This window comes from Pedobacter suwonensis (assembly GCF_900111825.1).
GTDB lineage: Bacteria > Bacteroidota > Bacteroidia > Sphingobacteriales > Sphingobacteriaceae > Pedobacter > Pedobacter suwonensis.
This window is the reverse complement of sequence record NZ_FOJM01000022.1, coordinates 60,126-71,403: the sequence shown is the minus strand read 5'-3', so window position 1 is coordinate 71,403 and position 11,278 is coordinate 60,126. Positions and strand designations below refer to the sequence as shown.

General features: G+C 37.7%; 11 protein-coding genes and 1 pseudogene. 6 read left to right on the top strand and 6 right to left on the bottom strand.

Going from position 1 to position 11,278, the window contains the following annotated elements; genetic code table 11:
• Positions 1–306, bottom strand: a pseudogene (locus BM107_RS22880) (IS3 family transposase); the annotation flags it as partial.
• A 90-nt stretch (positions 307–396) separates the two neighbouring features.
• Positions 397–1,110, bottom strand: coding sequence for a hypothetical protein (locus BM107_RS22875; RefSeq protein ID WP_090987704.1), 714 nt, complete (start codon positions 1,108–1,110; stop codon positions 397–399).
• A 292-nt stretch (positions 1,111–1,402) separates the two neighbouring features.
• Here BM107_RS22875 and BM107_RS22870 point away from each other — a divergent pair, with 292 nt between their 5' ends.
• Complete coding sequence (locus BM107_RS22870) at positions 1,403–3,319, top strand: AMP-dependent synthetase/ligase (protein WP_090987702.1); 1,917 nt, start codon at positions 1,403–1,405, stop codon at positions 3,317–3,319.
• Positions 3,320–3,373: 54 nt separating this feature from the next.
• On the opposite strand, the gene BM107_RS22865 is transcribed toward BM107_RS22870, so the two are convergent.
• Positions 3,374–4,063 carry a DUF2461 domain-containing protein gene (locus BM107_RS22865; RefSeq protein ID WP_090987700.1) on the bottom strand — a complete coding sequence of 230 codons (690 nt, stop codon included), beginning with the start codon at positions 4,061–4,063 and terminating at the stop codon, positions 3,374–3,376.
• Between the two features lie 340 nt (positions 4,064–4,403).
• Between BM107_RS22865 and lysS the strand changes: the two genes are divergently transcribed.
• Positions 4,404–6,113, top strand: coding sequence for a lysine--tRNA ligase (gene lysS / locus BM107_RS22860; RefSeq protein ID WP_090987697.1), 1,710 nt, complete (start codon positions 4,404–4,406; stop codon positions 6,111–6,113).
• A 136-nt stretch (positions 6,114–6,249) separates the two neighbouring features.
• Positions 6,250–6,462: a hypothetical protein gene (locus tag BM107_RS22855; RefSeq protein ID WP_090987695.1), complete on the top strand. Its 213-nt coding sequence runs from the start codon at positions 6,250–6,252 to the stop codon at positions 6,460–6,462.
• Between the two features lie 150 nt (positions 6,463–6,612).
• Here the strand turns inward: BM107_RS22855 and BM107_RS22850 are convergent, their stop codons facing one another.
• On the bottom strand, positions 6,613–7,167 hold the full coding sequence (locus tag BM107_RS22850; RefSeq protein WP_090987693.1) for a pyridoxamine 5'-phosphate oxidase family protein: 555 nt from the start codon (positions 7,165–7,167) through the stop codon (positions 6,613–6,615).
• A 388-nt stretch (positions 7,168–7,555) separates the two neighbouring features.
• Positions 7,556–8,095: a hypothetical protein gene (locus tag BM107_RS22845; RefSeq protein ID WP_090987690.1), complete on the bottom strand. Its 540-nt coding sequence runs from the start codon at positions 8,093–8,095 to the stop codon at positions 7,556–7,558.
• A 113-nt stretch (positions 8,096–8,208) separates the two neighbouring features.
• Here BM107_RS22845 and BM107_RS22840 point away from each other — a divergent pair, with 113 nt between their 5' ends.
• The 3 genes from BM107_RS22840 to BM107_RS22830 all read left to right on the top strand — a co-directional run bounded on the left by BM107_RS22840 (position 8,209) and on the right by BM107_RS22830 (position 10,304).
• Complete coding sequence (locus BM107_RS22840; RefSeq protein WP_090987688.1) at positions 8,209–8,727, top strand: thioredoxin family protein; 519 nt, start codon at positions 8,209–8,211, stop codon at positions 8,725–8,727.
• 207 nt (positions 8,728–8,934) lie between these two features.
• Positions 8,935–9,615 (top strand): uracil-DNA glycosylase, encoded by a 681-nt coding sequence (gene ung / locus BM107_RS22835; RefSeq protein WP_090987686.1) that lies wholly within the window; start codon positions 8,935–8,937, stop codon positions 9,613–9,615.
• Positions 9,615–10,304 carry an alpha/beta fold hydrolase gene (locus BM107_RS22830; RefSeq protein WP_090987683.1) on the top strand — a complete coding sequence of 230 codons (690 nt, stop codon included), beginning with the start codon at positions 9,615–9,617 and terminating at the stop codon, positions 10,302–10,304. Before ung ends, BM107_RS22830 begins: the two co-directional genes overlap by 1 nt.
• Positions 10,305–10,437: 133 nt before the next feature.
• Here the strand turns inward: BM107_RS22830 and trpA are convergent, their stop codons facing one another.
• The gene (gene trpA / locus BM107_RS22825) at positions 10,438–11,205 is read right to left on the bottom strand and encodes a tryptophan synthase subunit alpha (RefSeq protein ID WP_090987681.1); all 768 of its coding nucleotides are present in this window, start codon (positions 11,203–11,205) and stop codon (positions 10,438–10,440) included.
• Between the last annotated feature and the right edge of the window lie 73 nt (positions 11,206–11,278).

Below are 11,278 nucleotides of genomic sequence, written 5' to 3'. Positions count from 1 at the left end.
GTCCGCTCTACTGTTCTGGGCAGACAGGAAAGCATTTTGTTTCTCCAGGAGTTTGAGTTTAGCTTCCAACTCCAGGATTTTCTGTTCAGGTGTCTTGGGCATATGAAAAGGAGATTTATGCTCCCAATCAAAGTTACCATATTTTTGCAACCATTTACGAACGGTGCTGTCACCCTGTATACCGTATTTAACTTTAGCTTGAGATAAACTCAATGTCCCATTTTCAACCTCGCTAACTACTTGAAGTTTAAAGCTTAAGGTGTAATCTTTCTGACTACGTTTCGAATAATTTGTTTTTTCCTCCATAAGGATACTAGTTTTTTGTATCGCTATATTAGGACTAGACAATATATACAAAAAAGAGGCTTTGGATATTTTCCGAGCCGCTTTTTTTTGTTATTTGAGTTGGAATGGTTTACTGCTCATGATACCTCTTTCGGTAATCACGGCCATTTTGCTATTGAAATCTGTAGGCTCAGAAGTGTAATCGCCATCAAATGCAACCCTGCCTTGTCCCTCTGCAATGGTACCAAATCCGGCATGAGAATCGTCGATGTTTATGATCCCCGCAATTCCGTTTTTAATGTTATTGCCATCTTTTTCTCCTGACATTAAAAAAGCGTAAAAACTATATCCACCGTTTCTGTAAGCTTTTACCTTTCCGTAAACGGTAAATTTATTTCCACCTCCACTAATGGCGGTTACCACGCTGGTATCTGCAGCACCAATAAAGTTTTTCCCCAACATTTTAATGCTGAAATCAGTAGTACTTTGCTCATAAAGTTTAATTACCCCATCATTAAGCACATAACCAGGCTGATAGGGATCGTTGGGTATATTACTGCTCTTTATGGTAAAAGGCTTAAATAAGTATGCGCCATCAATATTTGGGGGCGTAGTACCCTTATTTATCGTAAAACCTAATTTGGTCAAGCTATCCACATACTTTTGCGGGATAATATCCTCAATTTTCTTGCTTAAGATTTCTTCATCGCTCGGATTAATATTGTTATTTTTAGAGCAAGCCGTCAGTTGCAACACCAAACCTACTATTAAAGCAAATGCACATCCTTTAACTACCATAGTTAATCTTGTTATTGGTTTTTTCATCATACAATTTTTAATTTAAGTACTGAAATGCAGATTTGCAACTGTAATGCCATAACTAATAATTTGGCAACCCTGGATTAAAAATAACGGGAAACCACCATATCGATCTACCTAAAATCAGGTATTTACATCAGTTTTTCAACGAAGCCAGTGTCCGTTTTTCTGACGATATTTTACAGGCTATTAAATTTTATTTTAAAAAAAATTTTGGAACAGGTTGATGATACAATTGCCATTATTAAACCAAAAAGCCTTATAATTGTTAATTATTATCAGCGAACCAATTACGAGCATGCCATTAATAAACGAATTTTCAACTGTTCCAACCTTATTGCGGAATGTTGTTAAAAATATCCACAAACCTCAGGAAACGTTCTTAATCCACAAACAGGGAGCAGAATGGACAGAAATTTCTTATGAAGATACTTTAAAACGAGCGGATGCAGTTTCTGCATTTTTTCTGGAAAAAGGGATCGAAAAAGGCGATCGTTTGGGTTTAATGATTGAGAATTCTCCGGAATATGTCTATTATGACCAGGGTATTCAGCAAATTGGTGTAATTAATGTCTCTATTTATCCTACACTTTCCGAACAGGAAGTAGCCTATATTATTAACGATTCAGGCATAAAAGCTATTCTGGTTGGGAATAATTTTCTTTACCGCAAGGTTTTAAAAGTTGCGGCAAATTGTAAAGAATTAAAATATATCATTCCTGCTTTCAAAGATTTTGAAAAGGTTACAATCCCAGCAGATGTAAATGTAGAAGTAATTGCTTTTTCTGATATCTTAGCGCTTAAACATCAAATTACAGCAGCCGAAAGGGCCGAAATTGACCAATGCAGGAGCCTTGTACTTCCGCAGGATGTTTCCTCATTAATTTATACTTCAGGAACAACAGGAACTCCGAAGGGTGTAATGCTTACCCACTATAATTTTGTAAAAAATGTAGAGGTGTGTTTGCAGCAAATTCCGGTAATCGATCAAACTGAAACTTTCCTTTCTTTCTTACCGTTATCGCACGTTTTCGAACGTACCGCAACTTACCATGTTTGCTGCGCCCAGGGCTGTAAGATAGCTTTTGCACAAAGTTTAGAACTACTGGCCAAAAACATGGGCGAAGTTCGTCCTACCGTAATGAGTTGTGTACCGCGATTACTGGAACGCATACATGACAAAGCAATTAAAGGTGGTACTGCAGGCGGCGGCACAAAAGCGAAAATATTTATCTGGGCACTGGAAATTGGCAATAAGTATAGGCTAGCAAAAGAGGCCGGTGAAAACCCAGGTCTGATCCTATCGGCAAAAAAAGGCATTGCAGAGAAACTAGTGTTCAGCAAGATTAAGGAAAAAACCGGTGGAAGATTAAAATTCATGATTTCTGGCGGCGCTGCTCTACCTAAAAATGTAGGGGAATTTTTTGGCGATCTTGGCATTAAAATATTGGAAGGTTTTGGATTAACCGAAACTTCACCGGTAATGTCGGTTACCGAATACCACAGACAGGTTTATGGCACCGTCGGTCGGATTATTCCCGGCATTGAAGTAGCGATACAAGATGTGGAGAGTAAAGAAATGATCAGCATTCAAACACATAATACTTTTAGCGAAGATTTTGAATGTGCAGAAGGTGAAGTAATTGTACGTGGCCATTGCGTAATGAAAGGTTATTTCAACAAGCCTGCGGAAACTGCCGAGGCGATTGATAAAGATATGTGGTTCCACACGGGTGATATTGGCCGTTTTTACAAGGGTAATCTTCAGATCACCGATCGTTTAAAAAACATGATCGTAAATGCCTACGGTAAAAATGTGTATCCTACCCCTGTAGAAAACATTTACCTAAAAAGCCCAAAGATCGATCAATTGTTTTTGATCGGCGATAAACGTGAGTTTATTACGGCCATCATTATTCCAAACCGCGAAACGCTCGAAGAAACCTTTAAACTTAAACCTTCATTTTTTGAAGAGGCCGATCCTTTTATCAGCAATCCTGAAATTATCGATTGGATGGAGCAGGACATTAAGAAAATATCTAACGAACTGGCAAAATTTGAGCGCATTAAGAACTTTAAGATCAAGCGCAATCCTTTCAATATCGATGAAGGGGAAATCACTCCAACCCTAAAGGTTAAACGCCGCATTGTAGAAAAAAAATATGCCGAAGCAATTGATGAAATGTATGAAGAAGGTATAGAAGCGGAATCATAATTAAAGGGCCATCATTATAAATTTTAATTGTGGCCTTTATTTATAAAGCATCAGTTACAGGTCCATGCCATTTGCATCAGTTGTTAATATTTCGCTCATGTAGTCAAAAAAGGGACGCATATTTTTAAATCCCTGATTGCAGTAGCCGAGGAAGTCCGTACTCAAAACTTCCTCGTCGGTAAATTGATGAATCAACAAAAATTGTTTGTAGCGTAGCAAATCGATGTCCTGATGATCTGAATCAAAGCCTTTTGGAGCTGTTTTCAATTGTTCTCCTTTCAATGCCCCGAAAAAAGAGGCAAAATATTCTACACTTAGTATTTCCCGCAAAGGCGCGGCATCAAAACTGATCTGCTCCCTTATTAGTTTTAGATCTTGCGGCGAAGGCCCGAAAAAGCCACCTGCCACAAAGCTATTGCCTGGTTCGATATGGAAATAATAGCCACCTCTCCTTTGTTTGCCAGCACGTTTAAAACTTCCGCTCCAATGTGTTTTGTAGGGCGTTTTATCATTTGAAAAACGCGTATCCCGATAAATCCGGTATAAACTTTTCTTTCCGGATGCTGTTTCAATTACATCATGGGTATTCATTAAATCCAACAACTGCTGCGCAAAAGATTCTATGTAGCCTAGCTCCTTCTGATAGGCCGTTTTATGATCATTAAACCAATTGGGTTCATTGTTATTTTTTAACAATCTTAAAAACTCAAAACTGGAAAGCGGTATTTGTTTTATATCGGGCATAGTTTTTTAAGGGCTAAATCATTCAGGCAAATATAACATCCATAAAACACTAAATTCATATCGCTTACCCATAAAATTGCTCTGGTTTACCCTAAGAGCATTCTTGCTTCCACTCTATCATTGTAGAATAAATACCCTGGGTATCTTAAATTTCACATTTTTATCCCGTTGTTTTTTCACGTCCTAAAAGGCATTTTTATATGAAATTAAGCATTTATTAATTGCAATACCTTTCTTATCTTTGCCCAAAGGTGTCTTTTCAAAAAAATGATGTTGGAAATGATATCCATTACATTAATAAACACATTGCAAATTCTTACTTTTGCAAAAAATACCCGAAATGAGTATAGGATTATCAGAACAAGAGCAATTACGACGTGAGTCGCTAAAACAATTACGTGCATTAGGCATTGAACCTTATCCTGCAGAAGCTTATGAAGTAAATACTTATGCAGCAGATATATTAGCTAATTATGAATCAGATAAGACAGCATACAAGACAGTAGTATTAGCCGGTAGAATTATGAGCCGGAATATTATGGGTGCTGCATCTTTTACTGAATTACAGGATTCTACCGGCAGGATTCAGATCTACCTGAAGCGTGATGAACTTTGTCCTGGCGAAGATAAAACCCTATACAACACCGTATTTAAAAAACTTTTGGATATCGGCGATTTCATTGGCGTTAAAGGTTATGTTTTCACTACCCAGACAGGCGAGATTTCCGTACATGTAACTGAATTTAAGGTACTTTCAAAATCACTACGCCCATTGCCGATTGTAAAGCGTGATGATGAAGGAAACGTATATGATGGATTTACCAATCCGGAATTGCGTTACCGCATGCGTTATGTGGATTTAACGGTAAACCCTGACTACAAACAGATCTTTATTAAACGGAGCAAGGTAATTAATACCATGCGCAATTATTTTGATAACCAGGGCTGGATGGAAGTGGAAACCCCAATCCTGCAGCCTATCCATGGTGGTGCGGCAGCGCGTCCGTTTGCTACGCATCATAATACTTTAGATATGCCGCTTTATCTGCGTATTGCAAATGAACTCTATCTAAAAAGATTAATCGTTGCCGGTTTCGATGGTGTGTATGAGTTTGGTAAAATGTTCCGTAATGAAGGAATGGACCGTACCCATAACCCTGAATTTACCTCAATGGAAATTTATGTGGCCTATAAAGATTATATCTGGATGATGGCGATGGTAGAGGAATGTTTAGAGCAAGTGGCAATTGCAACAACAGGATCTGCAGTGGTAAAAGTTGGTGCGAACGAAGTTAATTTCGAAGGACCTTACGAAAAACTAACCATGTACGAATCCATCCAGAAATATACAGGAATTGATGTCTCTGCAATGACGGAAGATGAGATTGCACAAACCTGTAGAGCTCTGGATATAGAAATTGATGATACCATGGGCAGAGGTAAATTAATCGATGAAATTTTCGGTGCCAAAGTGGAAGCAAATTTAATACAGCCTACCTACATTACCGATTACCCGATAGAAATGACACCTCTGGCTAAAAAACACCGTACTGAAGAAGGTTTGGTGGAACGTTTCGAGCTGTTTGTAAATGGTAAAGAGATTGCCAATGCTTATTCGGAATTAAACGATCCGATTGATCAGAAGGAACGTTTGGAAGACCAGTTAAAGTTGGCTGCACGAGGCGATGACGAAGCTATGGCCATGGATGATGATTTTGTACGTGCTTTAGAGTATGGTATGCCTCCTACTTCTGGTTTGGGTATTGGTATAGACCGTTTGGTGATGTTAATGACTAACCAAAGTACTATCCAGGAAGTTCTTTTCTTCCCACAGATGCGCCCGGAGAAAAAGAAAATTGAAATGAGTGCTGAAGAAAGTGAGTTGTATGCATTAGTAAAAGAAAACGAGCAGTACCTGTTAACTGACGTGAAGGCTAAGTTGACTGAATGGAGCAATAAAAAATGGGATACTACGCTAAAAGCCTTAACCGGAAAAGGCATTTTGAAAGTTACCAAAACAGATGACGGCTTATTTCTATCCCATAAATAATGAATTTGTTAACTTTCAGGTAAAACATTAGCCTGATTTTTAACAAAAACATAACACAAACTTAAAAGGCTTGCTTACAATTGTTTAGCAAGCCTTTTCTATATTTACAGCAATTGATCATTAAAGTCATTGCGATATGAATACTTCAAGTTTAGAAATCAACGAAAGAGAATACTGCATTAAATTGAGTAAAGATGCTTTCGATTTAACGCTGGTCCGCCAATTGATAAAAAGAATCCAGGCCGAAGCACTGTTTTTCTCCAGAAAAGAGGTTGAAGAAGATGATATCTTAGGTAAAAGAGCCCAACGGGAAGACTTTGAAGGTTTTGACTATTTAGGAGACAAATAACAGCCTATACGTCACCCGGATCCGATAGCAATCGGATTTATTTCAAGGTCTGTTAGCTAGATGCTGAAATGAATTCAGCTTTACGATTGGGCTAACCGATTAACTATTTTAAACAGTTAACCGGTTAACCAGTTTGGACAATTAACCTTTCTAGTCAACATCCAAAGATCCTTCTACCGAGTCATCCATCGTTTTACCGGTGATCACGGACGCGGCCATTTTCAAAAATGCTACAGCTGTACCGTGTTTGGTATCCCAGTAATATCCTTCTGACGGAATCACTTTGATCAATGTGATATTCGGGTCGTCTTTCCCTCCCTGAAACCAGGTTTTAATAAACGGACTCCAAAGCTCATCGATTTTAGCCTGGTCCCTGCTGATTTCTGAAATGCCATAAATATTTACGAAACCGGAATGTGCTCCGGCCTGAAACAACAAGTGTGTAAAAGGATCAGCCGAAATTTCTTCATTTTTATGACTGTCTTTCATGCTCATAAACCAGATATTACCTTCATCATCAACTTGCTGAATGGCCATTGGCCTGACTGATAGCGGCACGCCTGTTTTAATATTGGTACAGAAAAAGCAACTTTCAGCTTTTTCAGCCAATGTTCTCAGCTTTTCGATAGCTTCTTTACCGCCCAGATCCTGGATATTATTTTCTTCCTGAGTATTGTTGGTACTCCCTTCTTGTGATGTTGCCATAGTATTTTAATTTTATATAAACTACAATGGAAAGTAGAATTTGGTTTTGATTTTATACGTAACGACGATCCTTTTTAAAAAAATACAGATGCTCATCTCCCGAGATATTAAACCATATAAGAAATATAAGCAGCATATAAGCTATATGCACTACCATGTCTTATATGGTATTGAGCGGAATAGCCCTGATCCCGACATTCCGTCGGGAGAGGACTATAAGCGAAAGCGGGGCCGCAAGCCGCCAGGAACCATTAAACGCTCATTTCCTAAAAACAACATTGTTATCATAGCGTAGAAAACCTATGCAAAAAACCAAGTACATTAAGATTTAACCCAATAAAAAAGCCATCTCAATTTGAAATGGCTTTATAAAGAGATGTGATCAATACTATCTGTAACGAACTTGCTGCTGTTTATCCATCATACCCATCTGGTCTTTCATTTGTTTAATCTGATCGGCCAGCAATTTATTCTTATCTGCTTTTTTAGCTTCTGCCAGGTACATCGTTGCTTCGCGTTTATTACGTTTAGCCATTGCAATACCTGCTAAACTTAATTTTGCCAAAGCAATATTATGATCCATCTGCATACCCAATGCAAGCGATTTCTTGAAATACTTCTCACTCTGCATAGGCGCTGTTCTACTTTCAATTAACCCGATCAACAAATTATAATAACCGTGCTGAACTTTAATCAACTGCGTTTCATAATTGGTAATACGGTCTAAAAACATTTTTGCTTTGGGCATGTTATCTTTTCTAAGAAACCATTGTGCTAAAAGCATGTTTTCATTAAAGAAATAGGTTATCAGTACAATTATCCCCAATAAAATGGCAATAATACCCCATGGCCAGAAACCGAAAATAAATAAAGCTACTGCGCCACCCAGTAAAGCAAACCCCGCAATTAATCTGATGATATTTGGCATAAATTTTATCCTAATTATTTTTTTTTGCAAATATCGTGTTTAAATGGCACAAATTAGATTTTAAAACAATAATTTCAATAAAAATTTAAAAGCTCAAAAAAAATCTACTAACTATGAAAATCTTCTTCTCCATAACCCTAATCATATTTGCAATGAATGTTTCTGCACAAGACCTGAACAAGAAAATACACGACGAAGTACACAACAAGGATATATTAATCAATGCCTGCACGCGCGAGGGCGTTACCACTTTCCCTGAATTTAAGGAAATGTACGATCCGCTTTATGAGGCATATGTGCCAGATGCAGCAACAATGATCGAACTGAAAAAGCTGATCAAGAATGAAAAAATCAAGATTGTTTTAGGAACATGGTGTGGCGACAGCAAGGCTAACGTACCAAACTTTCTTAAAATTTTAGACGCCCTGCAGTTTAAAGATAAAAATGTAGAAATTATCGCAGTTGATGGAAACAAAAAGGCTGAAAATGGCATACTCAATGGATTGGATATTGTAAGGGTGCCAACTTTCATTGTTTTTGATAAAAAAGGTAAAGAATTGGGACGGATTACCGAAGGACCTAAAACTACACTCGAAGGCGATTTGTTGGCGATATACCAGAAAAAGTCATAAACTTTTAAAGCATTTTTTTAGTTAGAGGTTCATAGTCTGATATTCATGATCGCCCAAATGTTTGATAATCGATAACCTGTTGGCTTATTTTTATCAACACTAACGATCAACGATAATCTATCAAACCATTGACTAAAATTCATTTACAGACATTACCCCAAATCCATTTTACATCATACATCTTACATTAATATATACATCAGCATTATGTCAGCAGCATTAGAACCAGGATGGTTAGCCGTTTTAGAAGAAGAATTTGAGAAAGAGTATATGATAAAACTGAAAGCTTTTTTACAGGAGGAGAAGCAAAGAGGTGCAACTATTTATCCAAAGGGTGCAGACATATTTAATGCATTGAATACTACTCCATTTGATGAGGTTAAAGTAGTGATTTTAGGTCAGGATCCTTATCATGGGGTTGGCCAGGCGCATGGCCTTTCTTTTTCTGTGCAACGTGGTGTTGCAGTCCCGCCCTCATTAAAAAATATATATAAAGAACTGGAAACTGATATTGAAGGTTTTAAAACGCCAAATCACGGTTACTTAACGCACTGGGCAGAACAAGGTGTTCTGCTATTAAATGCCACTTTAACCGTTCGTGCTTCAGAAGCGGGCTCACACCAAAACCAGGGATGGGAAATTTTTACGGATGAAATTATTAAGTCTTTATCTCAAAAGCGAGAACATATCGTATTTTTATTGTGGGGTAAATATGCGCAGCAAAAAGCGACTTTAATCGATCAGAAAAAACATTATGTTTTGACTGCAGCTCACCCATCACCATTTTCTGCATACAATGGCTTCTTCGGATCGAAACATTTTTCGAAAGCAAATCAGTTGTTGGTGCAAAACAACCTTAAACCAATTGACTGGAATTTACAAGCCTAATGAATACCTATTTCATTAGCGGCCTCGGCGCTGATCAACGGATTTTTTCCCGATTAAAGCTGAGTGAAAAGATTACGGTTATCCATATTGACTGGATAGATCCTCATAAAAATGAGTCACTCGAAGCTTATGCTGAACGCCTTAGCCAAATTATCGATACCAGCCGGCCATTTGCTTTGGTAGGCGTATCTTTTGGTGGAATGATTGCAGTGGAAATGGCCAAAAGATTAAAACCTGTAGCAACAATTATTATTTCAAGCACGATGTTAAGCAGCCATCTGCCCGGATTATACCGCTTTGCCGGAAAATTTAAACTACTAAAATTTATTCCAGCTAAATTTCTAAAAGCATCAAACAAACTTACGCAGCACTATTTTTTCGGTACGAAATCGTCAAATGAGAAAATATTACTGAACAGGATTATAGAAGATACTGATCCTCATTTTCTAAAATGGGCTATTGGAAGCATTTTAAGTTGGAGAAACAAAACTGTACCAGAAAGGATTTACCATATCCACGGTACACAAGATAAAATTCTGTATGCCAGAATAGCGAAACCAGATTTTGTGATCAACAATGGAACTCACTTCATGGTTTATCAAAATGCGAAGCAGATCTCAGGGATTATTGATCAACTGATATTGAATAATGGAACAGAAAATCTTACTCCATTGGCTAAAAACGATTAGCTTAATCTGAAGTAAACAATGGTGGCCATTAAAAAATGATCGTCAGCTTTGCAATCTTGTCAGGTAAAAATCCATTTTCGATTTTTAAACTGCATATGCTTGATCAGCTGACGATCATTAATGGAATAAAAATTTAATCCTTAAATTTTTTCATAAAGTTACTGATGTTTTCTTCTAAATTTCCTTCGGATATGGCTTTAACGAAAGCTGTACCGATAATCGCACCGTTGGCATAAGAACAAGCCTTATCAAAAGTTTGTTTATCGCTGATCCCGAAGCCGATCATGGTTGGATTTTTAAGGTCCATTCCTTTGATACGGCTAAAATAAGCTTCAGTAGTATTACCCACTTCTAAGTTTTTACCTGTGGTAGCCGACGACGATAACAGATAAATAAATCCATTGGTTAAACCATCTATTTTACGAATACGCTCTTCAGCAGTTTGAGGGGTAATTAAAAATACATTGGCCAAGTTATGTTTTTCGAAGCAATCTTTATAAAACTCTTCATACTCCACCATTGGCAAATCTGGCACGATACAGCCATCTACGCCTACTTCAGCACAGGCCTCGCAAAATTTTTCTACGCCAAACTGCAAAACCGGATTTACGTAGCCCATTAATAAAACCGGGATGGTTACGTTTTTACGTAATTCTTTCAGCTGTTCGAAAAGCAGTTTAAGTGTCATACCCTGATCTAAAGATTGCTTGCTACTCGCCTGGATTACCGGTCCATCGGCAACAGGGTCCGAATAAGGAAAACCTATTTCCAGAATATCTGCGCCTGATTTTTGCAGTGCTTCCGCAATCTGAATGGTATCGCCAGTATTAGGATAACCGGCAGTATAATAAATTGATAATATATTTTTCTTCTCCCGGAAGAGTTGTTTAATTCTGTTCATTTTCTTTTGAGATGTGAGATTGGAGATGTGAGATGTGAGATGATGACCGGGCAAGGAAATCTACTGTCTCATA

Coding starts and splice junctions, on each gene's coding strand:
- BM107_RS22875 (WP_090987704.1), bottom strand. CDS start 1,110: ATGAAAAAACCAATAACAAGATTAACTATGGTAGTTAAAGGATGTGCA.
- BM107_RS22855 (WP_090987695.1), top strand. CDS start 6,250: ATGAATACTTCAAGTTTAGAAATCAACGAAAGAGAATACTGCATTAAA.
- trpA (WP_090987681.1), bottom strand. CDS start 11,205: ATGAACAGAATTAAACAACTCTTCCGGGAGAAGAAAAATATATTATCA.
- ung (WP_090987686.1), top strand. CDS start 8,935: ATGTCAGCAGCATTAGAACCAGGATGGTTAGCCGTTTTAGAAGAAGAA.
- BM107_RS22845 (WP_090987690.1), bottom strand. CDS start 8,095: ATGCCAAATATCATCAGATTAATTGCGGGGTTTGCTTTACTGGGTGGC.
- BM107_RS22840 (WP_090987688.1), top strand. CDS start 8,209: ATGAAAATCTTCTTCTCCATAACCCTAATCATATTTGCAATGAATGTT.
- BM107_RS22850 (WP_090987693.1), bottom strand. CDS start 7,167: ATGGCAACATCACAAGAAGGGAGTACCAACAATACTCAGGAAGAAAAT.
- lysS (WP_090987697.1), top strand. CDS start 4,404: ATGAGTATAGGATTATCAGAACAAGAGCAATTACGACGTGAGTCGCTA.
- BM107_RS22830 (WP_090987683.1), top strand. CDS start 9,615: ATGAATACCTATTTCATTAGCGGCCTCGGCGCTGATCAACGGATTTTT.
- BM107_RS22865 (WP_090987700.1), bottom strand. CDS start 4,063: ATGCCCGATATAAAACAAATACCGCTTTCCAGTTTTGAGTTTTTAAGA.
- BM107_RS22870 (WP_090987702.1), top strand. CDS start 1,403: ATGCCATTAATAAACGAATTTTCAACTGTTCCAACCTTATTGCGGAAT.